This is a genomic window from Christensenellaceae bacterium (genome assembly GCA_031260975.1).
Lineage (GTDB): Bacteria > Bacillota > Clostridia > Christensenellales > UBA1242 > JAISKJ01.
In genome coordinates this window covers 444,053-470,536 of the sequence record JAISKJ010000003.1, presented here as the reverse complement: position 1 = coordinate 470,536, position 26,484 = coordinate 444,053, and the positions used below count along the sequence as shown (strand labels likewise).

At 41.5% G+C, this 26,484-nt stretch carries 17 protein-coding genes; 1 reads left to right on the top strand and 16 read right to left on the bottom strand.

All coding sequences use genetic code 11. From position 1 onward, the window contains the following. Positions 1 to 3: 3 nt before the first annotated feature. The 4 genes from miaA to miaB form a co-directional block, all read right to left on the bottom strand. Complete coding sequence (miaA, locus tag LBN07_02780; GenBank protein MDR0850392.1) at positions 4 to 918, bottom strand: tRNA (adenosine(37)-N6)-dimethylallyltransferase MiaA; 915 nt, start codon at positions 916 to 918, stop codon at positions 4 to 6. Next, a complete protein-coding gene (gene mutL, locus LBN07_02775) occupies positions 915 to 2,759 on the bottom strand; it encodes a DNA mismatch repair endonuclease MutL (protein MDR0850391.1) in 1,845 nt (614 codons plus the stop codon). The genes miaA and mutL overlap by 4 nt, the downstream gene beginning before the upstream one ends. Then, positions 2,759 to 5,338 carry a DNA mismatch repair protein MutS gene (mutS, locus tag LBN07_02770; protein ID MDR0850390.1) on the bottom strand — a complete coding sequence of 860 codons (2,580 nt, stop codon included), beginning with the start codon at positions 5,336 to 5,338 and terminating at the stop codon, positions 2,759 to 2,761. The genes mutL and mutS overlap by 1 nt, the downstream gene beginning before the upstream one ends. Before the next feature lie 124 nt (positions 5,339 to 5,462). Next, positions 5,463 to 6,776: a tRNA (N6-isopentenyl adenosine(37)-C2)-methylthiotransferase MiaB gene (miaB, locus tag LBN07_02765; GenBank protein ID MDR0850389.1), complete on the bottom strand. Its 1,314-nt coding sequence runs from the start codon at positions 6,774 to 6,776 to the stop codon at positions 5,463 to 5,465. A gap of 68 nt (positions 6,777 to 6,844) precedes the next feature. On the opposite strand from miaB, the gene LBN07_02760 reads away from it, so the two are divergent. Next, on the top strand, positions 6,845 to 9,097 hold the full coding sequence (locus tag LBN07_02760; GenBank protein MDR0850388.1) for a transglycosylase domain-containing protein: 2,253 nt from the start codon (positions 6,845 to 6,847) through the stop codon (positions 9,095 to 9,097). 47 nt (positions 9,098 to 9,144) lie between these two features. On the opposite strand, the gene recA is transcribed toward LBN07_02760, so the two are convergent. From recA to secD, 12 genes are all read right to left on the bottom strand, one after another. Then, on the bottom strand, positions 9,145 to 10,149 hold the full coding sequence (gene recA, locus LBN07_02755) for a recombinase RecA (GenBank protein ID MDR0850387.1): 1,005 nt from the start codon (positions 10,147 to 10,149) through the stop codon (positions 9,145 to 9,147). 27 nt (positions 10,150 to 10,176) lie between these two features. Further along, positions 10,177 to 11,403: a CinA family protein gene (locus LBN07_02750; GenBank protein ID MDR0850386.1), complete on the bottom strand. Its 1,227-nt coding sequence runs from the start codon at positions 11,401 to 11,403 to the stop codon at positions 10,177 to 10,179. Positions 11,404 to 11,462: 59 nt separating this feature from the next. Next, positions 11,463 to 12,773, bottom strand: a complete 1,311-nt coding sequence (rimO, locus tag LBN07_02745) for a 30S ribosomal protein S12 methylthiotransferase RimO (GenBank protein MDR0850385.1) — start codon at positions 12,771 to 12,773, stop codon at positions 11,463 to 11,465. Positions 12,774 to 12,915: 142 nt separating this feature from the next. Continuing rightward, positions 12,916 to 15,594, bottom strand: coding sequence for a DNA translocase FtsK (locus LBN07_02740; protein MDR0850384.1), 2,679 nt, complete (start codon positions 15,592 to 15,594; stop codon positions 12,916 to 12,918). Positions 15,595 to 15,928: 334 nt separating this feature from the next. Next, complete coding sequence (locus LBN07_02735; protein MDR0850383.1) at positions 15,929 to 16,195, bottom strand: hypothetical protein; 267 nt, start codon at positions 16,193 to 16,195, stop codon at positions 15,929 to 15,931. 89 nt (positions 16,196 to 16,284) lie between these two features. Then, positions 16,285 to 17,556, bottom strand: a complete 1,272-nt coding sequence (locus LBN07_02730) for an insulinase family protein (protein MDR0850382.1) — start codon at positions 17,554 to 17,556, stop codon at positions 16,285 to 16,287. A gap of 149 nt (positions 17,557 to 17,705) precedes the next feature. After that, on the bottom strand, positions 17,706 to 18,434 hold the full coding sequence (locus LBN07_02725) for a polysaccharide deacetylase family protein (protein ID MDR0850381.1): 729 nt from the start codon (positions 18,432 to 18,434) through the stop codon (positions 17,706 to 17,708). Positions 18,435 to 18,646: 212 nt separating this feature from the next. Further along, the gene (locus tag LBN07_02720; protein MDR0850380.1) at positions 18,647 to 20,746 is read right to left on the bottom strand and encodes a polyribonucleotide nucleotidyltransferase; all 2,100 of its coding nucleotides are present in this window, start codon (positions 20,744 to 20,746) and stop codon (positions 18,647 to 18,649) included. Positions 20,747 to 20,815: 69 nt separating this feature from the next. Then, positions 20,816 to 21,076 (bottom strand): 30S ribosomal protein S15, encoded by a 261-nt coding sequence (rpsO, locus tag LBN07_02715; GenBank protein ID MDR0850379.1) that lies wholly within the window; start codon positions 21,074 to 21,076, stop codon positions 20,816 to 20,818. A 332-nt stretch (positions 21,077 to 21,408) separates the two neighbouring features. Beyond that, on the bottom strand, positions 21,409 to 23,754 hold the full coding sequence (gene recJ / locus LBN07_02710) for a single-stranded-DNA-specific exonuclease RecJ (protein ID MDR0850378.1): 2,346 nt from the start codon (positions 23,752 to 23,754) through the stop codon (positions 21,409 to 21,411). 215 nt (positions 23,755 to 23,969) lie between these two features. Next, the gene (secF, locus tag LBN07_02705) at positions 23,970 to 25,034 is read right to left on the bottom strand and encodes a protein translocase subunit SecF (protein ID MDR0850377.1); all 1,065 of its coding nucleotides are present in this window, start codon (positions 25,032 to 25,034) and stop codon (positions 23,970 to 23,972) included. Further along, positions 25,024 to 26,298, bottom strand: coding sequence for a protein translocase subunit SecD (secD, locus tag LBN07_02700; GenBank protein ID MDR0850376.1), 1,275 nt, complete (start codon positions 26,296 to 26,298; stop codon positions 25,024 to 25,026). Before secD ends, secF begins: the two co-directional genes overlap by 11 nt. Between the last annotated feature and the right edge of the window lie 186 nt (positions 26,299 to 26,484).

Here is a 26,484-nt window from a genome sequence, read left to right as displayed (position 1 = left end):
TCCTTATTTTTTAGATAAAAAGTCTTTGAAATAGTCAAATATTTTGTTTTTTTCAAGTATTGGGTCAATCCATACAGCCGTTTTAAAGCCTTTAAAATAGGTTATTTGCCGTTTTGCAAAATTTCTGCTGTGTTGGGCAGCCAAACTGACTTGTTGTTCCAGCGCATCTTGGTCGTTTAGATAAGGCAAAAATTCCCTGTAGCCTATAGCCTGCATACTTTGACAATCCTGGGTCAGATTATACTGTTTGACTACCCGCTTTATTTCTTCAAAAAGGCCAAGCCTTATCATATCATCAAATCTGCGGTTGATATTTTGATACAACTTTTCTCTGGGCGGATTTAGCACCGCCAGCGCAAAATCATACTGAGGCTCGGGGTCGTTGATTTCACTCTTGGGCTTTCCCGTCACCTCAAAAATTTCAAGTGCGCGGATTATTTTTTTGATATTGTTCTTATCAATTGCTTCGGCCGACTTACTGTCAACACGCTTCAACATATCATATAAATACTCGCTGCCGTGTTCCTCATAAAGTTTTCTATATTTTCCACGAACTTCAGTCGGGCCTCCTGTGTTACCAAAACTCATATTAAAAATCAACGCCGAAATATAAAAACCGGTGCCGCCCACAATTATAGGAACCTTATTCCTTGCCAAAATATCGTCTATAAAGCTTTGGGCCATATACTTATATTGCTTGACACTAAAGCCTTGGTCAGGGTTTATTATGTCAAGCATATAATGCGGCACACCTTGTTTTTCGGCTACTTTACCCGTTCCGATATCCATATCCTTATAAATCTGCATCGAATCGGCAGAGACAATTTCGCCGTTAAATTGCTTAGCGCACTCAATGGCTATATCCGTCTTTCCGCTGCCCGTAGGCCCGGTTATCACTAAAATTTTAGGCTTTTTCATACAATCCTCTTAAACCATTTGTCAACGTCGGTTTTTTTAAGCCTTACGCAAACAGGCCTACCGTGCGGACAAAGCAAGGTTGTTCCCGATTTGCTGATTTCTTTAAGCAGCGTTGCAATTTCAGTGCCATTTAAATCATGCCCGGCTTTGACCGCTGCCTTGCATGCCTTTGTGGCCAAAAAGTGCCTGACTTCAACGCTGCTGCCAAGCTTGTTAAGGTTTTTAAGACTGTCATCAAAATATGCACTCAGGTCTATTTGACTGAGGCTAAGCGGCACACTTGAAACCTTGTATGAAAGATTGCCAAACTCCGAAACCTCAAAGCCCAGCTCACCAAAATCATTAAGGTGTTCCTTTAAAAATACATCCTCAACACTATTAATCCGCAACACATACGGCACAAACAGCTGTTGGATATTAACCTGTTTCTTTTCAAATTCGGCCGAAAATTTGTCAAACAAAAGCCGCTCGTGCGCTGCGTGCTGGTCAATAAAATATGCTTCACCTTTGTGCTCCACAATTATGTAGGTGGTAAATACTGTGCCGATTATCTTAAAATCCTCAACTCCTTCGGCAAGTGAAACTTCAGGCTGAGCAGCTGCCTTGACATAATTCTGAAGTGTCTGATAATATATTCCACCATCATCCTTTAGCGTTGCCACAGGCGTAATAGGAATATTTGGCAGTATCGGACTTGAAACTGCGGGCTTTGTGTCAATTGTTTGCATAGTATTATGCAATTTTTCATCCAAGGTTTGCATAGTATTATGCAAACTCTCCCCAAAACTCCTGCCCGTCACCTTTGGCATCGGCACAATCGGCTCGTTTTCAGCAGTTGTCACAGCGTCAACAATATTGTTGGCGTTAAGCAACGCGCCGCTGACAGCATTGCTTACCGCAACATACACACCATTGGAGTTTACAAATCTTACAGCCAGCTTGTTTGGATGAACATTTACATCAACATCCTCATAGGGCATATTTATAAAAAGAACAAAAAACGGGAACCTGCCCTTCATCATATAGTTCGAAAAAGCATTGAAAACCGACGTTGAAACAAGACTGTCAACAACATACCTGCCGTTTATGACCAGCGTCTGATAAGTACGATTAGGCTTAGTATAAGTCGGTCGGCCCACAAAACCGGATATGGTTAGGCTAGAATTTTTATATTCTACACTGATTAAGTTTCCCGTTGTTTCCTTGCCATAAATCACATAAATCGCCTCTTCAAGGCCTTTGCCCGTTGTCTGATATACAATTTTGCCGTCGACAATATACTTAAAACTGATATTCGGATGGGCTAAGATTGTGCGCTCAACCAGATTGGTGATATAACTTTCTTCAGTTTTGGCTGACTTTAAAAACTTGGCTCGGGCCGGAGTATTAAAAAATAAGTTATTCACCACAACATGCGTCCCTTCGGGGCACCCCTTAGGATGGGGTTTAGAAATGGTTCCGCCTCTTACTTCAACCTCACCGCCGGTAGTGGCTCCTTTAGTTTTGGAGCTCAACATAATTTCACTTACCGAGCCGATGCTGGCAAGTGCTTCACCTCTAAAACCCAGCGTAGCGATTGAATTCAGGTCGTCGGTTGTTTTGATTTTGCTGGTTGCATGCGGCAAAAATGCGGCCGTCAGGTCATCAAAGTCAATTCCACTGCCGTTGTCAGTCACTTTCACAGAGCGCATACCGCCGCCCACAACTTCTATTATTATACTGTCAGCCCCCGAATCAACGCTATTTTCAACAAGCTCCTTGACAATCGAATGAGGACGTTCAACAACTTCACCCGCTGCAATTCGATTGTATATGCTACTGTCTAATATGTTTATTTTCATTAGTCACTCCTTTTAGCTTTATCGCTTAGTTCCTTTAAAATGTCAAACGCCACCAAAGGAGTAACAGTATTCATATCAAGGTTTTTCAGCTTGCCTGTTAGTTCCCCCTTTGGTTCTTTGGATTTTTCAAGTGTTACAAGCTTACTGCTACCCTCAAGGTCATTTTGCTCAAGGGTATGCAAAATCTGCTTAGCCCGCCCTATTATATTTGAACCTATGCCGGCAAGGGACGCCACTTCAATTCCAAAGCTTCGGCTGGTGCCTCCTCTTACAATTTTGTGAAGGAAAATTATGCTGTTGTTAAACTCCTGAATAGCCACGCGGTAATTATTCGTTCCCTCCAGCTGCCCTTCAAGTTCAGTAAGCTCGTGATAGTGCGTGGCAAAAAGTGTTTTGGCTTTTATGTTTTTGGTTACATGTTCAATTACCGCCCACGCAATACTGAGCCCGTCAAAAGTGGAAGTACCTCGGCCAACCTCATCCAAAACAAGCAGACTGTTTTTGGTTGCATTGTTTAAAATGTTTGAAACCTCAACCATCTCCACCATAAACGTACTCTGCCCATATGCCAGATCATCGCTGGCGCCAATCCTAGTAAAAATTCGGTCAGTAAGGCTAATCTCAGCAGATTTTGCCGGAACAAAACTGCCCATGTGAGCAAGCAGAACAATGAGTGCCACCTGCCTCATATAGGTACTTTTGCCGGCCATATTAGGACCGGTAATTATCATAGTTCTGTTTTTATCACAGTCAAGATAGCAGTCATTAGGAACAAACTGCTCATCTTTAAGCAACGCTTCAACCACGGGATGCCTGCCATCTGTTATATTGATTGCCTTTATGCCGCCGTTTATAACGGGCTTTATAAAGCCGCGTGTCTTTGCAGTTTCAGCAAGTGCACATATACAGTCAAGCATAGCAATGTCTCCTGCCGTTTTTTGAAGAGCTGTTACAGCGGTTTTTAAAAACTCTTTAAGCTCGCTGTATAACTGCTGTTCAAGCTTGAGTGAAAGCTCTTCGCTGTTCATTATTTTTTCTTCAATCTGTTTGAGTTCTTCGGTGACATATCGCTCAGCTCCTACCACCGTTTGCTTGCGTTGATATCTATACGGCACCTGATCCTGCTGAGACTTGGGAACCTCTAAGTAATATCCAAACACACGCGTATATCCAACCTTAATGTTTTTGATACCCGTTTGCTCACGCTCGGTTGCCTCAAGTGCCGCAAGCCATTGCTGAGCGTCAGTTGTTGTGGCACGAAGATTGTCAAGGTCACCGCTAAATCCCTTCTTTATATAACCTCCGTTGGTAAGCACCAAAGGTGGTTCCTCATCAATAGCCTTTTCAATCTCTTCAAAAACTTCTTTAAGTTTATAAAAATCCGAAATAAGCCCATTTAAAGTCTCACTCTTAAGATTTTTTACAAGTACACTAAGCTCCATTGCTTCTTTAATCGAATTTTTGAGCAAAATCAAATCGCGCGGCATAACGGTATTAAAGGATATTTTGCCAGCAATCCTGCTGATATCCGAAACTTTTGAAAGACTCGCCGTTATGTCATTAAACAAAATATGCTCGCCAATAAGTTCTTCCTCAGCCTCAAGTCTGCGATTGATTTGCTCTGGGTCACGCAAAGGCTGAAGTATCCATGTGCGCAGAAGCCTTGCTCCCATATTGGTTTTGGTATTATCCAAAAGCCCCAGCAATGAGCCCTTTTTCTTTTGCTCCCTGATTGTTTCAACAAGTTCAAGATTGCGAGTTGTAGCCGGATCGAGATATAGATAAGAATCATTCTTTTCGCATATAATGCGGTTTATGTGATTAAGGTCTCGTTTTTGAGTTTCTAATATATAATTTATAAGCGCTCCGCTGGCGCAAATTGCATATTCAAGCTTGGCAAAATCAAAACCTGTGAGCGTAGCAATCTTAAGCTGGCGCTTTATTATTTCGGTTGCGTTTTTGTAGTCAAAAAAAACTTCGGGATATTCTTCAAACCGAGGCATTATGTTAGCCTTCACGCAAGGAATCTCGGCAATTTGTTCAAGCACCCGTTTTGAGCATATTATTTCAGCAGGTCTTATGCGCGTAAGAGTGTCATTGAGGTTTGTCAAAAATTCTTCCTGATAGGAATTTACGCAAAATTCACCCGTTGCAACATCGGCATAAGCAATTCCCGCGCCCTTGTCACCTAAATATATACTCGCAATATAATTATTCTTTTTGTCATCAAGCATGCCGGCATCGGTCACCGTGCCTGCAGTAATCACCCTTACCACCTGTCTGTCAACAAGCCTGCCTGGAGCGGGCTCGCTGAGCTGCTCAAGAATTGCTACTTTATGGCCCTTTTCAATAAGTTTGGCTATATACCCTTCGGCAGCGTGATAAGGAACACCGCACATGGGAGCCTTTTCTTCAAGGCCGCAGTTTCGCCCCGTGAGAGTCAGCTCCAACTCTTTTGAGGCTATCAAAGCATCGTCAAAAAACAGCTCATAAAAATCTCCGAGCCTACAAAATACCAAGCAATCCTTATAGTTTTGTTTTATCTCCATATACTGTTGCATCATTGGTGAAAGTGCCATATCATTTCTCCTTTTAGGTATGGGCATTTTGCGCGCCCATATTTGGGCGCCCACGGCACAAACTGTGTTTGTGCCGTCACAAAAAGCCTGCTGCTTTTTGTGACAAAATGCCCCGTTTGGTTTCTTACAATACCCTTTTGTTCAAAATCTTGCCTGCAAACTTCTTGCTGAGTATCTTAGTAATTTCTACCTCATAAAAACTGCCTTGTTCGGCCTCTTTATCAAGGTCAACAAGCTTTCCGAATTCCGTTCGTCCCACAACCTTACCGTTAAACATTTCTGTCAAAACCTCTAAGGTTTTACCCAAAAAGCTCTGCATAACCTCAGCGCTAATTTTGCGCTGAAGGTCAAGAGCGGCATTCACACGCTTTCGCTTTGTTTCAATCGAAACCTGTCCATCCATTATTTCAGCAGGTGTACCACGTCTTTTTGAATACATAAAAGCAAAAATTCCGGCAAAGTTACAATACCTTAACAAATCCATAGTTTCTTCAAAATCGCTATCGGTTTCCCCTGGAAATCCAACTATAATATCAGTCGTAATCACAGCATCAGGCATAGCCTTTTTTATGCTGTCAATCAATGAAATATAGTGCTCTCTGGTGTAACTTCGGTTCATAAGCTTCAAAATCTTGTTGCTGCCAGACTGCACAGGCAAATGAATTGTTTTACTCATTTTATTGTTTTTTGCAATCACATTAATAACTTTTTGGCTCAAATCTTTTGGGTGCGAAGTCAAAAACTTTATTCTGAAATCTCCCTCGAGCTTAGCTAAATCCTCAAGCAGCCCCGCAAAATCTGTGCCATCACCAAAGTCTTTTCCATATGAATTTACGTTTTGCCCAAGAAGCGTTATGGTTTTATACTTTCCTATCAATCCCTTGACTTCGTTTATGATATCGGCCGCTTTACGGCTACGTTCTCTCCCTCGCACAAACGGAACAATGCAATAAGTGCAAAAGTTGTTGCAACCATAAGTTATGTTAACCCACGCATTGTTGTCGCTGGTTCTGTATACCGATGTGTTTTCAACAATCTCTTGTTCTTTTTCCCACAAAGCAAACACATGCTTTTCTTTCTCAGCCTCTTTGAGATATTCTTCAAACATATGAATGTTATGCGTTCCAAAAACTATGTTTACAAAAGGATACTTTGCCTTTATGTTATCGGCAGTTGCTTTTTGTTGACTCATACAGCCACAAACCGCAATAATAAGCTCTGGGTTTTGTTTTTTATGCTGCTTCAACGCTCCAATATTGCCGTATACGTGCTGCTCGGCACTCTCTCTAATGCAGCAAGTGTTAAAAACTATAACAGACGCCTGTTTCTCATCAGGCGTCTCAGTATATCCCAATTTATTAAGTACGCCCGCCAGCTTCTCGGATTCGTGAACATTCATCTGGCAGCCGTAGGTGTGTATGTGGTAACATTTTTCCATAGTATACAAATTATACCTTTTTTTGAAGTATTTTGCAACAAAATAAATCTTTTACATAACCTAATCCTATGAAAAAAGTTCTTAAATTTACTCTGATTTCACTGTCAGTTGCAGCTTCTCTTAGCATACTTTTTTTCACGCTGCTCTATTTTGGCGCACTTTATCCGCTTGCTTCGGTTAGATTCGACGAAAATGCCCTGCAATATATAAATTCTCATCCCACTATTTTTGACGGTGACAATCACCAAGTAAGCACACCCACCAAAACTATAGCACTAAAAAATCTCAACCGGCACACCATTGATGCCTTTATCAGCATAGAGGATAAAGACTTTTATAAGCATCACGGCATTAACTGGGGGCGGATTGCAAAAGCCGCGCTTGTAAATATAAAGCAGCTGGGTTTTAGCGAAGGAGCCTCCACTATCAGTCAGCAGCTTATAAAAAACACTCATCTCAGCTCCGAAAAAACTTTGGGGCGTAAGTTTAATGAAATTCTGCTGACCCAGCGACTTGAAAAAAACTTTAATAAAAACCAAATTCTTGAAGCTTATCTCAACGTAATATATTTTGGCAGCAACACCTTTGGAATAAACGAAGCAAGTCACCGATATTTCAACAAGCCCGCCTCCCAGCTTAATCTTGCCGAAAGCGCACTGCTGGCCGGGGTTATAAAATCTCCAAAGCTATACTCTCCCATTCTGGAACCCAAGGCATCGCTTGAGCGGCGCAATCTGGTGCTTTCTGAAATGCTAAACGACGGAAAAATAACAAAACTGCAATATGACACAGCCAAAAAAGAAGCTCTAAATCTTGACATCAACAAAAATTCCTATCTTGCAAACAGTTATGAAGCATTTGCCATATCTGAAGCATGTAAAATTCTAAATATTACAGAAAGAGACCTGGTCCGCGAGCAATATAAGATTTATACTTATCTGGATGTGTCTATTCAAAAAACAATCAAAAAAAGTTTGAAGGATAAATATTTGCCTCAGACCGATAGTCTTGCTATGGTTATAAACAACAAAACCGGTGGGATAAGCGGATATCTGGGTACATCCAAATATAGCCTCTTTGAAATAAAGCGTAACCCTGCTTCCCTTATCAAACCCGTTTTAGTATACGCCCCCGCACTTGAAACAGGAAAAATTACGCCTGTAACACCTATTCTTGACGAGCCCGCTGACTTTGGCAATTATTCGCCTTCAAATTATAACGGTAAATTTTCGGGCTGGACTGACACCAAAACCGCACTTTCAAAGTCACTGAATGTGCCTGCAGTAAAAATTTTAAGTTTTGTGAGTGTGGAAAAAGCCAAGGCATTTGCCACACGTTTAGGCCTTACGTTTGACAAGGACGACACCGGGCTTTCAATGGCACTCGGGGGCCTAACACAAGGGCTTAGTCATATTCAAATAGCAAACAGCTATCTGCCTTTTTCAAGAAGCGGAAATTTTGTAAAAATCGGCACAGTCAAAAAGATTGTCAACAAATACGGACGAACAATCTATCAAAAAGATGAGAGAGGCACTCAAGTTATGGGGGATGACACGGCATATCTAATTACGGATATGCTGAAAGAAACAGCAAAAACAGGCACAGCCAAAGGGCTTGGCGGGCTTGGGTTTGACATAGCCGCCAAAACCGGCACTGCGGGGGCAGCCGATAAAACCAATACCGATATAGGTGCAATATCTTACACCACCAAAAACACGGTGTATGTGTGGTTTGGAAATACCGGTGAACCCGACGAAAACCTTAAGTCCACTCAAACCGGCTCAGGAACACCCATACGTGTTATGAAAAATATCTATACCGCACTGCCTGACGGGGAAAATTTTCCTATTCCAAATAGCGTTGAAAAAATAGAAATCAGCACCCTTGATTTGGATGACCATACAGTGAGACTGAGCCCCCCTGAAATGAGTGAACGGTATAAAAAATCTGTCTACTTAAGCAAACGTTATATGCCTAAACAAAGTTCAAAATTTGAAACACTTGAACAAGTCACACTGACAGCATCGGTCAAAGACAACACTGTCACACTCAGCACCCACACAAAACCGTATATCAAATATGAGTTATTCAAAAAACAAGAAGACAGCGAAATCTTGATTGAAACTGTCATAGGCAGCAGCGGATTTTATACTAAACAAAACACAATTGAGCGCGGCAATTTATATGAATATTACTGTAAAGCAACGCTTTTAGACAAAACGGAGCTGAGCAACATAGTAAAAGTATATTTGCCGCCCCATCCAAAAATTAAAAAACCCGCAGTCGGAGCGTCAGACCGTCCGGTCGCAGGTTTTTATTGATTAATAATAACATTAAAACTACAATTTTCTAAGCAAAATGCTGTCAATCAGTCCTTTTGCTGGTTTTTCTCGGCAATCTTTGCTTTTATCTGCTCTACTATTTCTTTTGATATCTCAGGATTCTTTTCCAGATATGTTTTTATATTTTCTTTACCTTGCGCTATCTTTTCATCCTTATATGAATACCACGAGCCGCTCTTTTGCAAAATTTCAAACTCGGTGGCCAAATCAACAATACAGCCCTCATTTGAAATACCCTTGCCAAAAATAATGTCAAACTCGGCCTGCCTGAAAGGCGGCGCAAGCTTGTTTTTTACAACCTTTACTCTCACGCGATTTCCCGAAAGCTCATTTCCGTCTTTAACCTGGTCAATTTTGCGCACATCCATCCTGATGCTTGCATAAAATTTGAGAGCTTTTCCGCCGGTGGTAGTTTCAGGCGAACCGAACATAACACCGATTTTGTCTCTCAGCTGGTTGATAAACACAATACAGGTCTTGCTTTTGTTGGTAATTCCGGTCAACTTTCTCAGTGCCTGACTCATCAGTCTTGCCTGAAGCCCCATAAAACTGTCACCCATCTCGCCTTCAATTTCAGCCTTTGGAGTAAGAGCCGCCACTGAATCTATAACCACAATATCAAATACGCCGCTTCGAACCAATGTGTCACAGATATCCAGCGCCTGCTCGCCCGTGTCAGGCTGCGAAACATATAAATCCTCAATATTTACGCCAAGCTTTCCGGCATAAATTGGGTCAAGAGCGTGCTCAGCGTCAATAAACGCTGCCGTTCCGCCACTTTTTTGGGCCTCAGCCACAATATGAAGCGCAACCGTGGTTTTGCCCGAAGACTCAGGTCCATAAATTTCCACAATCCTTCCTCTTGGAACACCTCCGATGCCAAGGGCGTTGTCAAGCGTCAAACATCCCGTTGAAATAACTTCAATGTTTTGAAGGGGAGCTTCTCCCAGCTTCATAATAGCACCTTTGCCAAACTGTTTTTCTATCTGCAAAATCGCCTGATCCAGCAGCTCCTGTTTTTTGGTTTCCATAATTCTCTCTCCTTAACCTTTGTGATTTCATTGTACTACATTTTGCGGCAAATTAAAATCGTTTTTCTTAATTTTCTTAATTAAATTAAAATAGGCGGCCGAACTGAACTTTGAAATGCGCTCCTTTAGCAAGCCTTTAAAGTTTTGAGTGTAAACATGTATGCCGTCAGTAGTTCCTATGCCAAGATATAGCGTGTCACCTTTTGAAAAGGTTGCTACAACAAAATTTGCGGATGAATTTTCAAGTGCTCCCACCGCCATCTGATAAACCACTTCGTTTGCATCAACATTTGCGCCTCTGAACAAATCGGCATCAACGCCCAAATTCTTGATTTTGCTGTTTTTATTAGGAACTATAAAGCTTTCAACAAGTCTCTCGGCGGCCTTGGGTCCGGCTGCCAGAAGCCCCGCACTCACAGCACCACAAGTAGCGTCCTCGGCACAAACAAGTGAATTATTTTTGACATTCAGCAAACCCAGCAAGCACTCAGGCAGGCTTATGTCGCTGTCAGCATAAATGTAATTTCCAAGCCTCTTATATATTGTGGAAACAAGCCCGTCAATCACAATCTGCTCGGTCTTTTCAGAAAAGTCGATAATAAGTTCACAATCCAAAAGCGTTTCGCTGCAAATAATGTTTATCTTCTGCTTGTTTTTCCGAAGGTCCTTCAAAATTGATAAAATCTCATTTTGCGTCAGCCCAAAAAGCTTAAAAATTATGGTCTTGCTGCGCTCCTTGGTGTTTTCGATAAGATATGGCAAAACGGATTTTATGAACATATCCTTCAGTTCAATTTCGGTATATGGCATAAAAAACAGCAGCTTGCCTTGCTTTTCCATCAAAAATCCCTGCATGGGGCCAAGATCGTTTAAAATTGCCCGTGCGCTCTTTGGCATCTGCGCGTGTGACAGCGCATCCTTAGGAAGCGGCACATTTTGCGCCTTATAATAATTTGAAAGCGCGTTTTTGGCGTAGATATTTGGCACAACCTCGTCCTCAAAATATTTGGCAACAGTCTTTTTCAAAACATAAGCATAATCTATCTGATCTTGAACAGCCAAAATTACACAGTCACTGTGTTCATAAGCCTGCGTAAGATTACTAAGAGTTACAGCGGCATCCACCGACAAATGATTGTTTTCAGCTATGTTAAAACCGCTTTTGTGAAGCGTAGAAGCAACCAAACAAAGGGCGCTGTTTGGTGCCGTTGATATAACTTCGCTGTTGCTGACTGTAAGTATACTTATATTCATTATATCTCTCCTTTGTGTGACTAAAGTTTGCATAGTATTATGCAAACTATTGCATAATACTATGCAATTTCCCCTATCAAATACTCGTCTGTTGCATCAGTAATTTTTACTGATACAAAATCACCTATACTGCATTTCCCATTTATATACACAACAAAATCAACGTCCGGTGAGCTACCATAGTTACGCCCATAATATAGGCCATTCGCCTGATCAAATCCGTCGCACAACACCTTTTGGGTGGCGCCTATAAACTTTTGATTTAGCTCAAAGGCAATTTTGCTTTGAATCTTCTGAGCGGCCTCCAGCCTCTTTTGCTTTTCTTTTTGACTAAGTTGCCCATCAAATTCAAAAGATGGAGTTCCCTCTTCATTTGAATATGCAAAGAAGCCGACGGCATCCAATTTATATTCCTTCAAAAACTTCAAAAGAAGTTTAAAGTCCTCATTAGTTTCCCCCGGAAAGCCTACAATAAAAGTGGACCTGAGCACTATCTCCGGAATTTTAGAGCGCAGCATTTCAACAATCAATTTTACAGATTGCTCGTTGCCTGCTCTGTTCATGGACTTAAGTACCTTTGTGCTTACATGCTGAAACGGAATATCCAGATACTTTACAACCTTGGGGTTAGTCGCAATTTCGTTTATTATTGCCGGCGTCAGCATCTCAGGATAACAATAATGCAAGCGTATCCATTCAATACCATTAATTTCACTAAGCTTTTTTAAAAGCTCAGCAATAGTCTGTTTTTTATATAAGTCAAGCCCATACCTTGTGGTATCCTGCGCCACCAAAATGAGCTCCTTCACTCCCTGCTCAGCAAGTATCGTCGCCGTTTTTACAAGACTTTCAATAGGTTCGCTGACATAGGGTCCTTTAATTTTTGGAATTGTGCAATAGCTACAGGAATTGTCACAGCCTTCGGCAATCTTAAGATATGCAAAATGCCCGGGCGTTGTAATTTTGCGATAATCCGGAACACCGTTGGAGTTTTTATAAGGCTTTCCATAAAGGCCGTATATTATCTTTGCAATATCGCCATAATCCTTGGGCGTAATAAAAGCGTCAATCTCAGGATACTTTTCTTTGAGCTTATCATCCATTTGACAAAGACAGCCTGCCACGATTATTTTTTCGGCACTTGTCTTTTTATAATCCAGCATTTCAAGCATAGTGGCAAGAGCCTCATCACGAGCAGACTTTAAAAAAGCACAGGTGTTTATTATTATTATCTGAGCATCATTTATGTTTCCTGTTGTTTTAAAACCATTAGCATAAAGAGTGGTTATTATGCTTTCGGTATCCACCCTGTTTTTGTCACACCCAAGCGACACAAATCCAACTGTTTTGTTTAGTTTTTCTTCAGTCAAAATCTCTCTCCGTTATATTTTCTTTACGTCACTATGAACTTCACTTCAGCTGCTGACTAAGCATTCCCATAATTAAATAATATATTAATGGATTGCTTCATAAATAAGCCGCCGGAGCAAAGCTCACAATGACCATTAAGACTTATTCTTTTGAGCCGAACAGCTCATTAAAATGCTCCATGGTAATATACACCTTTCGCGATTTACTGCCGTCCTGAGGGCCAACAAAGCCCGCCTCTTCCATCTGGTCAACGATACGTGCTGCACGGTTGAAGCCTATTGAAAACCTTCGCTGAAGCATTGACACCGAAGCATTTCCACTGTCAATTACAAGCTTCAGAGCGTCTTGCATAAGAGCGTCCACGCCGCCCGTATTGCCGCCGCCAGCAGAAGCCTCACCTTTGTCGCCCGTATCAGGATTGCTGGTAATCTGAACTTCAAGCTCCTCATCAAAATGTGTTTCATTATGTTCTTTGACATATTTTATAATTGCCGCAATTTCGGGAGTATCTACAAACGCACCTTGAAGCCTTATGGGAGCCGGACTGCTGGAAGCCATATAGAGCATGTCTCCCCGGCCCAGCAACTTGTCAGCACCGCCGCAGCCCAGAATAGTTCGGGAGTCTTCAAAGGTGTTGACGGCAAATGCCATACGCGAAGGCAGGTTAATCTTGATGGTTCCGGTAATAACATCCACCGACGGACGCTGAGTAGCCAGAATTATATGAATACCCGCCGCCCTTGCTTTTTGGGTAAGCTTGATTATTTGGTCCTCAAAGTCTCTTCGATGTGGCCCAGCCATAAGGTCACCAAACTCGTCAACTATAAGCACAATAAACGGCAGCTTATCGCTCTGTCCGCTCACTACCTGAGACTGACTGTTATATTCGTGAATGTTTTTAACATAACAATTTTGAAAAAGCTCATATCTGCGTTCCATCTCATTAATAAGCCAATTCAGGGCATTGATAGCCTTGTTGGTGTCAGTTATGGAGTTTGGTATAAGCATGTGAGGTAAGCCGTTGAATAACGTAAACTCCACCCTTTTGGGGTCAACAATAATCAGCTTCAAATCCTCAGGTGAGGCTTTGTATAGTAAGCTTATAAGCATACTGTTTAGTGCAACGCTCTTTCCTGAGCCGGTAGCACCTGCAACAAGCAAGTGCGGCATCTTTGCGATATCACCCACATAAACGGTGCCGTCAATGTCTTTGCCCACTGCAAAGCTGAGCGGCGAATGTGCCGACCTGAATTTTTCAGTGTCGACAATGTCACGCAAACCTACTGCATCAATGCCGTTGTTGGGCACCTCAATTCCCACAGCACTCTTGCCGGGTATAGGTGCTTCTATTCTTATTTCACCGCGGGCAGCAAGAGCCATTGATATATCCAAATTGTGATTTATCAGCTTCTTTACACCCACGCCCATGGGTATAGACACCTCATAACGCGTAACTGCAGGGCCTCTTCGCACTGCAATAACCTTGGCGGCAATACCAAACTTGTTAAGCACTTCCTCAAGCTTTTCAATATTTTGTTGCTGCTGGTGTTCATATCCTGATATATCATGCGTAATAACATTAAGCATCTCCACAGGGGGCCTGTTATATCTTGAAACTCTCTTATATTTTGGCGCAGGCTGCGCTTTGGCGGTCTTTTCGCGTTCAGTGCCCGGAATACTTATCTGTACACTCATTTCCTGCTGACGCTTCATACCCTGAGGAATATTAAACTTTTCAGCAACATTTTCTTTTGGCTGACTGAAATCTTCAACCGAGCTTATTATTGATTTACCCTCGTCAAAACTACTCTTGTCGTCACCGGTTTTAAAGTTATTTGGATTAAGCGGCGACAATTTAGGAGCCAGATTGTCTACATTGCTGATTATCGGATTAGGTATAATCGGCTGCGGCTCTATAGGCACCGTGGAAGACTGCTGTATTGACTGAGATATCGGCGGTATCGGTGTAATCGGCTGCGGCACGACATTTATGTTTCTATTTTGAAGCGGTTCAATTCTGCTGCCAACTGTCTCGGCATTGATGATGGGAACAACATTTTCAGGCACAACCTTGTGAATACTCTGAAGATATTCACGGTTTCTTATATCCATAATACTCTCAGGTCTGCCTATTACATTGTTGGGGTCATGCACATACTTGGGAGGACGAATATCCGCAGTTTCGGTTGGATTCTTGCCCATGCTACGGTTCATCCACTGTTCACTCGGCTGAGGAATGGAAGCCACAGGATTAGGTTTGGGCTCACTATCATAAAGCCGCTGACGGGGCTGCGCCGCAGACTCTGCCTGCTCGGTCTTATTAAGCCCCAGAATATCCCTAGCTCTTGACCCTTGCTTAAATGTTTCGGCGGGCGCAGGCTCTTCCTCTTCAGGCGGCGGAGCACTTTTTGTTTGAGTGCCCTCAAAATATGGCACAATAACATCTATATTAGGCTCTTCCTTTTCCACCCTTGTGTTGTTATGGCTTAAAACCGCAAACTGACGTACGGCATAAAGGTATTCTATTATCAGGGATATCAATACAACCAGCACGATTGAAAAGAACACATACGCTGCAACCGGGTTTAGAAAACTCATAAACGGAAAGGTAAAGATACCTACAAGCAACCCACCTGCGGTATATTTGGCACCATAACAGTCACTAAGATAAGAAAAGAAATTCCCGTTGTTAAGAGCACCTGTCACAGCCACATGTATCATGGCAATTATGCAAAAAAACGCAAGGCCCAAATAAATTGGGTACTTTTTTTGATGCACAAAACGGCGCTGCGTGAGCACGCCGATTCCTATTAATATCATCAGCAGCAGTATGGGATAAAACGCCACACCAAAAACCCCGAGAAAGAAACTTTTTATAAACCAAAGCCAATTTGTTGTTGTAAAAACAAGAAGCAACAACGAAAGAGATATCAGCGATATCCCCACAATTCGGTGTTTATTGGTATTAGGTTTTTTTGAAGAAGTTGTATAAATAGCCAAGTTAAAGCACCCCTTTAAATATTTCTCACTACCCTTTAATTATAGCATATTTAGCCTATTAAATACAATCAAAAAATTGTCAAAGTGCCCAATATTTTTTTAGTCTTAAAAGACAATAAAGAGCGACATAAAAAAAATCCCCGCAAAGGGAATTTTAATATAAATCTCTTATATCACTTATATCTTCATTAATTTCACCCGCCCTGCCCCTGATATCCATGTCGTGCTTAAGGCCGCCTAAATCAGTGCCAAACAAAATATCTATTTCATAACTGCTCGTCCCATCAAAACTGCTTTCGTCCTCCATTTTTGACGGAATATGACCTGTTTCATCCAATAAACTTGGCGGCGCCTCTCCATACAAAACCACACTTGAGGCACCCTCACTAAATGGTTCAATTTGAGTTGTTTCTTCTGCCACAAATACCTCCTGCTGTGTTAAATTTGCACAAAAACGACTGCCTGTTAAAGTTTTTGCGAATATAATTTATTATATCATAAAACCGCAGCTTAGTCAACAAGCGGGGCAAAAATTTTGGTATTCGGCTCACTGCTTACAACAACGCCGCAAACGTTTTTGGTTTGAAACATACATTTAAAAATTCGGTTAACTTGTTCTTTTGTCACTCTGTTGATACCGGCAATTCTGTCTTCTATGCTCTTATATTCATTAAATGTCAAAACATTTGTAAGATTATGCCTTGCGATATTTATTGAATTTTCTTCCGACAAAATTATCGTGCTTTTATAAAATGTTTTGGCGCGGTTAAATTCTTCGTCACTCACACCATTGTTCATAAGATCGTCCATTTCCTGTTTGATAGCTAAAATAGCCTCTTCCTGATGCTCTTTGTTGGTGGCAAAACTGACATTCAAAACACCGCCTATATCATAAAAATCCGGTAGTGCGTGAATAGAATAAACAAATGCCAGCTTATTTCTGATGCGCTCACTTAAACGTGAGCTCATACTGCCGCCAAAAATAAAGCTCGCCACACCATAAGCCAGACGGTCATCGCTAAATACTCCGCAAATGGGCAGCCCAAATATAATATTTGTTTGATTAATATCTTTTTTCAGCCCCAAAAATATTGATTTCGGTGCCATAAACACCTTTTTGTCCTGATTATAAACATGCGGATGCCCTTTAGTTTTAAAACGGCAGGCAAAATGTTTATTCACAAACTTTTCAGCCGTTTCAAAGTCTACACCCCCAGCAACCGACACCACAATATTAGGCGGAACATAAAACTTTGCCATATAGTCTCTCAGATGCTGCGGTGTGAGTTTGTTAAGTATCTTTTTTGTGCCGATAAGCAGTTTGCCCATTTTTGTGCCTTCAAAAAACTTACAGATAAAGTTGTCGTAGGCTACTGAGCCCGGGTCATCCTCATACATGTCAATTTCTTCAAAAATAACCTTGCGCTCTTTCTTAAATTCGGTCTCGTCAAAGGTAGGATTTAAAATAAGGTCGCTCAAAATTTCAAAGCACTTATCAGCATTTTCGTCAATACACTGACTGTGAAAAGCCGTAACATAAGGCGAAGTAAATGCATTTGTAACGGCGCCCAGACTTTCAAAGTCTCGGTTTATTTGTTCTGAGGTTCTGTTCTTTGTGCCCTTAAATACCATATGCTCAATAAAGTGTGAAATTCCGTTGTTGGTTTTATCTTCATTTACGCTACCCGTGTCAACACCGATAAACATGCTTACCGCTTTGGTGTCGGTAGTACTCACAATAAGCCTAAGGCCACTGTTATATACCTTTGTTTTTGTTTTCATTATTTTCTCCTGTGACTTTATTATTATACCACAATTTCATTACATAATCCATCCTTTTTCGCTCTAGGCAATAATCCTAAACGTTTATGCAAGCATCGCAGATGCCAAAGCCCTAGCGAGGGGCTCTTTACTACATCGTCCACAACTTTTTACGCAATATTTTCACTGACCGTAACCAAACTGAAGCCCTGTGTTTTGATACTGATGATTATATCATTTAGAGCCTCCAGCGTTTTTGAGGTGGGATGCATCAAAATCAGATCACCGTTTTTAAGGTTGGTTGTAGCCCTGCTAAAAATCAGCTGCTTGTTTTGATCGCGCCAATCCACGGTGTCTTTGCTCCACATAATGGTCTTATAGCCCAAGTTTTTTGCCACCTGAAGCGTGATATCGCCAAAACTGCCACTGGGAGGCGCAAAAAGTTTCATGCCCAAACCCAATACCTCCACAACCTTCTGATGAGTGTTGTATATCTCATCCTGATTTTGAGTTAAGTTCAGCTTTTTATGGTCCTTGTGACTATAACCGTGATTAGCTATTTCATGGCCTCTGCCGCTTATTTCCTTGAGCAGTTCCTCTTCCTGAGTTACCCACATACCTCCCACAAAAAAGGTGGTTTTAACATTTTGCGCGTCAAAAATATCCAGCATTGGTTCAATGAACTCAGTGCCCCAATAAACATTTATCATAAGCGTAATATTCTTACGGTTTGGATTGCCCGAATAAATCGGAAAGCCTTCCTCAAAATTTGACGCGGAAACAATCGGCACAAAAAGACTGATGAACCCAACACCCAAAATAACGCCAAGTATCACAAAATTGGATATAACATGTACAAAACCTTTCTCGTTACCCGACCAAAAACCTAAAATCTTCATGATAATTTATATGCAAGGCCGCAAAAAGAAATGCTTGATAAAGAGGGGGTACATTGCTCTTCTTTTTTGCCTTCTTTCTTCCCAAACAGCAGTTTACTGCAGGATGAACAAAAAACTATATTATTGAAAAGTGAGTATATATATCTCTGAACGCTTCTGCAGGCATCAAAGATGCCGAAGCCTAGAGATACATATACTCACTTGACATTAATTTAAAGTTTTTTTACGAGCCTAAAATCTACTCTGCCTTTTTCGTCAACCTTAATAGCCTTTACTCTCACCTTGTCACCAATGTTTACAACATCTGTTACTTTGGCAACATGTTCTTCGCTGAGCTTGGAAATATGTATCATTCCTTCTTTGGTAGGTAAAACTTCAACGAATGCACCAAACTGCATAATACGCATAACCTTGCCATCATATTCCTTGCCGACTTCCAAATCCTCAACGATGCCCATGACTATCTCCTTAGCCCGCTTAAGCTGCACTTCATCGCTGCTGGCGATATCCACCTTTCCGTCGTCTTCAATGTTTATCTTAACGCCCGTCTCTTCAATAATCTTGTTAATAACCTTTCCGCCGCTGCCGATAACATCTCTGATTTTATCAGGGTCAATGTTGAAAGTAATAATCTTGGGTGCATATTTGTTCAGGTTCTTGTTTGGCACTTTTATGACCTTGAGCATCTCACCCAGAATTTCAATTCTGCCTACTCTTGCCTGTTCAAGCGCAGTCTGCAAAATCTTTTCGTCAATTCCGGCAATTTTGATATCCATCTGAATAGCCGTAATACCCTTTGTTGTGCCCGTAACTTTGAAGTCCATGTCGCCCAAAAAGTCCTCTAAGCCCTGTATATCGCTCAAAATCGCCACTTTATTTGTTTTAGGATCTTTTATCAGCCCCATCGCAATGCCCGCTACAGGCGATTTGATAGGCACGCCTGCATCCAGAAGCGCAAGCGTAGATCCGCAGGTGCTGGCCATTGATGATGAGCCGTTTGAGCTGAGAACTTCACTCACCAAACGCAATGCGTATGGGAATTCTTCTTCGCTGGGTATTACCGGTTCAAGTGCACGCTCAGCCAAAGCCCCATGACCAATCTCACGCCTTCCCGGAAGCTTAAGCGATCTTGCCTCTCCCGTGGCATAAGCAGGCATGTTATAATGGTGAACATATCTTTTTTCTTCTTCATCGTCAAGCCCTTCAAGCCGCTGAACTTCGTTCATCATGCCAAGAGTAAGCGCGGTTAAAACCTGAGTCTGACCTCGGGTGAACACAGCACTTCCGTGAACTCTTGGAAGCATCCCAACGTCACACCAAATGGGTCTGATTTCAGTGGACTTACGCCCATCCGGACGAACGCCCTTTGACAATATTTTTTCACGCACCTTGCTTTTGACTATTTTATAAAGCACTTCATCAAGTGAACGCTCGTCAAACTTATCTTTAAAGTGCTCTTTAACGTCCTCTTCAACTTCACTCTGCTTTTTCTGTCTTTCTTCACGTTCAAAATTGTCAAGAGCTTTATCAAGCCTTTTGTCGGCATAATCTCTCACCGCATCAAAAACTTCACTTGCCGGCAAAATTATCGGATAATCGGTTGCTTTCTTAACTCCGACCTTCTTTTGAATTTTTTGCTGAAAGTCAACCAGATTCTTAATTTCTTCGTGAGCAAACATAATTGCGCCCAGCATTTCTTTTTCGCTGACTTCATTAGCAGCCGCCTCCACCATCAAAATGGCTTCCTTGGTTCCGCTGACATATACATGCATAACACTTTTTTCACGCTGCTCAGAAGTCGGGTTGGCAATATACTTACCGTCAATAAGCCCTACCGAAACAGCACCTGTAGGCCCCATAAACGGGATATCCGAGATGGTAAGAGCAACGGATGAGGCCAGCATAGCAAGCGGCTCGGGGGCATAAGCGGGGTCTACAGAAAGCGCAGTTATCACAATTGTAACATCATTATAAAACCCCTTTGGAAATAAAGGTCTCAGCGGCCTGTCACAAAGCCTTGAGGTCAATATTGCCTTGTCGCTGGCCCGCCCTTCACGCTTTTTAAACCCTCCGGGGATTTTGCCAACGGCATACATTTTTTCTTCATAGTCCACGCTCAGCGGGAAAAAGTCTATGCCGTCGCGCGGTTTGTTCGCCATACAAACGTTGGCCAGCAAAACAGTTTCACCGCAGCTGATCATGCACGAACCGTTTGACTGCTCGGCATACTTTCCGGTGAGAACTGTTACCTTTTTGCCGCCGATAGAAGTTTCAAAGGATGTACCCTTTTTGTCTGCATTCATATGTTTCATTATTTTTCTCTCCTTAACTCAAAAAAGCAGGGGCAAAATGCGACCGCATATCGTTCCCCCGCCTGTTTTTTATCTGATTTTTAATTCTTTTTTGATTTCTCTGAACTTCTCAATGTCCTGACCTGCCAAATAGTCCAAAAGCGCTTTACGCTTTCCTACCATCATAAGCAAACCTCGGCGTGAATGGTTGTCATTGTTGTTTACTTTAAGGTGTTCGGTAAGATGGTTGATACGTTCGGTTAAGAGTGCAATCTGCACTTCAGTCGAACCGGTATCCTTAGCGTCCCTTGCAAACTTGTTCATAACAGCCTGCTTCTTTTCTTTTTCCATATTTTCTCCTTTTTAGGGTTTTCCCTATATTCACCAAAATCAAAGCAGGCCGTCGGAGTGTCGTACCCCCTTGACTTAGGTATGGATGTATTCTATCACAAAAAAACATTTTTGGCAAGTGTTTTGTTGCAACGGCGGACGCCTCAGTCAATATAAATAATATAATTTAGATAATTATTTAATGTGGCAGAGATTCTATCATTCTCTATGCTCCTTCCAGAATGACAGTTAAACTTCTTTGTATAATATAATTTGTCATTCTGGAACAAAGCGATAGAATCCGCCTTAGAAAAATTATCCTAAACTTATTTGCCTCGTTACAATGAAGCAAGTTAAATTGACATTATAATCAATTTGATTGTATTATAAAACTCTGACTTTTCAAGCGCGGTACTGCTCTTCTTTTCTTTTAATAAAAATCCGCCATCACAAGCCTGGGGCTCAAATATTTCCAGCTCCAAAAATGAATAGAGACAATATATAAACTGCTTAAAGCTCAGCTTTTTGTGCGGATTAAGTGCTTTTAGTCTCTTGTATAAATATACCTCACTTAAAACCGGCACCCGTTGCGCCGCAAAGCTTTTAAGCATTTTAAAATAATCCAAAAATATTTCACGGCCAAACTCAAGCCCTGTGAATACTTCCTTATCAAAATCAAACTTGGTTTTAGGGATATAAATCCTTGCGCCATATTTGCCCAATGTGTTTATATAATTTTGACTTAGCACAGGGTCCAGACACACAACCGTGTCAAAACAGTTGAGGTTTTTAGTGCCGGTCCATGACAGAACCACTGCATTCAGCCCGCTTTTGTCGACAACTTCAAGCATATAAGTCCTAAGCCCCTCAAAACCTGCAAAATCATTATAAGTCTGATTTCTCGACACGACAAAAAGTGTTCCGAACTTGTTTTTCTCGGCTTGCTTAATGATTTCATCAAGCTCTGCTTTGTCATACTCCTCACAGTCTGAATGGGGCGCATTTTGGTTCACAAATTGCTTCAAATATACTCCGTGAGCAAAATCTTCGCTTTTAAGCGGAGTTAGCCGGCCTATACGAATACTATTCGCTACGCCCTTAATATATGTGCGTCCGTTGTAAACATGGCTTTGAAGCTCAAGGCTCAAATCAGCATGATTGGTGTTTTTAAGAACAGGAACATAATCACTTGCGCCAAAAGCTACTACGTTAAAGCCCATTGCCATCATGGTAATATGGCTGGGATTATTAGGCATAGGGCCGACAGTAAACTTGCTAAGCACAACCGAAAATGCAGGCTTAGGATTTCCGCAGCCGCAAGGCTCCAGAACATTTAAGTCAGATATCAATTTTTCATTAATATCCCCCAAATTTAGTGTCATATCATAATCTGGCTTTGGCAAATAGTCCTCTGCAGTATATTCCTTTTCAAGAGCACTGTTAAGGCTTTTGATAAATTTGTCAATATTTTCTTTTTTTACAGTGAGCCCTGCCGCCATTTTATGCCCGCCAAAAGTTTCTACGGTTTCTTTTATATTAGAAATAATTGAACAAATGTCAATATCATTTATACTTCGGGCACTGCCCTTTAAAAATCCATGGGCTTCCCCCATCAAAACTGTGGGCTTGTTATACTCCTCAGCAAGGCGTGCCGCAACAATCCCCACAATGCCGCTGTCCCAATCTTTTGAATATAACACAATAGAGCGCATTTTTGTCAGATTAACATCATTCAGCCGCTTCTGAGCCTCTTCATAAACCGCGTTGCACAGCCCCTGCCGCTCAGTATTAAGATTGATTAATTTCTGAACCAGCTGCTCAAGCTTCTTTTTATCTTCATTTAGATATAAATTAAGCGCAACCGACGCATCCCCCATACGCCCCGCAGCATTTATCTTTGGCGCCAGCTTAAAAGCAACATCTGAAGCCCCGGCATTCATATCCATTTTACTGCGCTGCATTAGCATTTTTACTCCGGTCGGCAAGGTTTTAAGCATCTTAAGCCCAATAGCGGTAATAGCTCTGTTTTCACCCAAAAGCGGCACAATATCAGCAATCGTTGCAACAGCACAAATAGCCAAATATTTCTTGGACTGCTCAAGACGGCTTAAAGCCTGCACAAACTTAAGTGCTACTCCTGCACCGCAAAGTCCGTCAAAGGGATATTCCTGCCCCGGGAGTTTTGGGTCTATAACAATTGTTTTAGGGATTGTTTCGGGGATTTCATGATGGTCAGTGATAATTATTTCAATCCCAAGCGTTTTTGCATGCTCCACTTCTTTGTGGCACGATATTCCGCAATCCACAGTAATAATAAGGTCGGGACAAAAGTGCTGTTTAATTTTATCCAAAACTGCACAGGTCAGCCCATAGCCATCTATATATCTATTAGGCAAATAAAAGTCAACAGCAAAATTTATATCCTTAAAATAGCGCATTAAAATCGCCGTGGCCGAAACACCATCAACATCATAGTCACCAAAAATAAGCACTTTTTGGTTCCTCTTTATAGCGTCTTCTACGCGCGATACGGCTTCTTTCATACCCCTAAGTCTAAACGGGTCGTGAAAATCATCAAAGCTCGGGTTGAGGAACTTTTCTACCTTCTCTTTGGTGTCAACACCCCTCAAAACAAGCAGTTGTGTCACTATGTCGTTTAGGTTATAAGTTTTGGATATTTCTTGGGTTAAATCTTTCATTTAATCACACTCTTCTAGTTTAATTATAGCATCTAAGCCAAATATAAACAAGTTAAACAAACAAAAAAGAAAACCGCCGGCACGTTTTTAATTTACACATTACAAAAATAATTTCTGCTTAATCGTTATATCCATAAACTTATACTAACAAAATACTTAAAAAACAAGTGTTTGGCCGGCAAAAAAAAAGACAACCAAAAGGTTGTCTTTTTAGTTTAATCACTTACTTCAACTACAGGAGCACCGCTGTCTCTGTTGTTGGCTGCTTCAAGCTCGGCCACTTCTTTGGCGATTTCGGGCTTGACAAGCTTTCGCTTATGGTTAACCAGCGCCCAGAACTCCGGAACGAGGAAGATTGACGAATATACACCCGCAACAAGTCCCACAACTATAATAAGCACAAACTCACGCACAGAAGGAACACCTATAATTGCAAGCATAAGCACCGCTACAATGGTAGTAACTGTGGTGTTGACACTTCGCACCAATGTTTGTTTTATAGAAAGGTTTGCTATTTCATGGTTGGTATTGTATGTCAGTGCCGGCTTTTTGAGATTTTCTCTGATACGGTCAAATACTATGATACTGTTGTTGATAGAATATCCGATAATAGTAATTACCGCCGCAACCACAGTGCTGTTGACAGGGATGCGGAATATAGAAAGGAATGCTATCGTCAAAATAACGTCGTGTACAAGTCCAAGAATTGTGGCAAGTCCGCTCATGGCCTCAAATCTTATTACAATATACAAAAGCATAAGCGCTATCGCAAATATAACTGTTACAAAGGCATTGAATATTAGGTCTCCGCGGGCTGTTGCCGAAATTCGTTCAGTTGCCGTTGTTATGTCTTTGCTGTCTCCCAGCACGGTTGAGCCTGTTGCAAATTTCTCATTAATCTCACGCCTTACTTTTTGAGTAAGATTATCCATATCGGTGCCGTCAATGTCCTGATATTTAATCGCAATTTTGGCATCGGCTCCGCTGCCTTCAAGCTGTGCTGAGGCCACTCTTAGATTGTTATCGTTTAAAACCTCAGTAATTTTGGTCAGCGACTGATTATAGTCTGCATTTCCGGTCTTTACTGAAATAACTGTTCCTCCCGTGAAGTCAAGACCAAGATTAAGTCCGAAAATTGCAATTATTATTAGTGACACAAATATAAGTGCGCAAGGTGCTATCCAAAACCATTTGCTTTGCTTTACAAAGTCATATTTAGAATTTAGCAACCTCATTTCATAGTTAAATGACTTGTCAGGAGTATTTTTCTTATTTTGCATGCAAAGTCACCTCCCTTTTAAGTCGCAGAGGCTTAGGCCTGGTGCTGTTAAACGGCAAATACATCTTGATAAGTGCACGTGTAACAATAACAGAGGTGAACACTGATATTACGTTTCCTATCAAAAGCACTATAGCAAAACCCTTTATTGAGCCGCTGCCCAAAAGGAACAGCACAAAGGCCGCAATAATTGTGGTGATGTTACTGTCTAATATAGCAGACAAGGCATTCTTAAAGCCCGACTTGATGGATGCGGGAATTTTCTTGCCTGACCGATATTCTTCTTTTATACGCTCAAAGATAATTATATTTCCGTCCACGGCCATACCCAAGCTCAGGAATATACCTGCAATACCCGGAAGCGTCAACTGTATGCCGGGGATTGCCTGAAGAAAAAACACAAACAATATGCCATATAAAGTAAGAGCGAAGCTTGCAAGCAACCCGAATATTCCATAATAACAAATCAAAAATATTATAATAAGCGCAATACCGATAGCTCCGGCAATAAGCCCATATCTCAATGCATCCGCACCAAGCGTAGCGCTAACCACCGAGTTTGACTGCAACTCCAGCTTAACTGAAAACGTTCCGCTAAGTATTTTCATGGCATAGTTTTCGGCACCGGTCTGACTGCCCATACCATTGATAAAGGTGCTTCCGCCGCTGATTGTTTCATTTATAGTAGGATTTGAAAAAACACTGCCGTCAATAACAATATAAATCGGTGAACCAACGAGGCGGGAGGTCAGGTCAGCAAAAATCCGAGACCCTTCATCGTCAAACTGAACAACAACACCGTATTCGTTGTTCTGATAAGCAGCATATGCATTTTTAATATTCTTTCCCGTAAGCACCGCGGCACCGTCTGAGGTTTCTCTTATTTCAAGCTCTGCAGGGCTGCCAATAAGATCAAAAAGTGTGTCGGGATTATCAACATCCGGCACTTCTACCCTTATTTTATTTGTCCCTTGCGCGGTTACCGTAGCTTCGGTATATCCTTTGCCCGTAAGCAGGTCGCTTAATCTTCGTATGGTCGCGTTAAAGCGGGTTTCAAATTCATTTTCATATTCCCCTTCAACCGATGCTTCATATACTGCAAGCACACCGCCCTTAACATCAAGCCCCATAGAAATTGAGTTTGCAAAGCCGTTAAACTGCTTGTCGGTAAACGGGATTTTAAAACTTACAAAACACAATAAAATCCCAAGCACGGCGGCCAGGGTTAGGATTGTAAATCTTATTATGCTCCTCTTTTTGGTCATTAAAAAACTGTCTCCTAAAAATCCGTAATATCTGATTATACAAAATTCGGCCTGATAAGTCAACAAGATTTTTAACAAAAAATGTGTTGATTGGCCCTGCATCATTATACAAGTCTGTTTAACCTTCTAAACTCTTTTAAGCAGGCCTAAAATCAATAAAAGATTTTTGACAAAAAGCCATCAAGT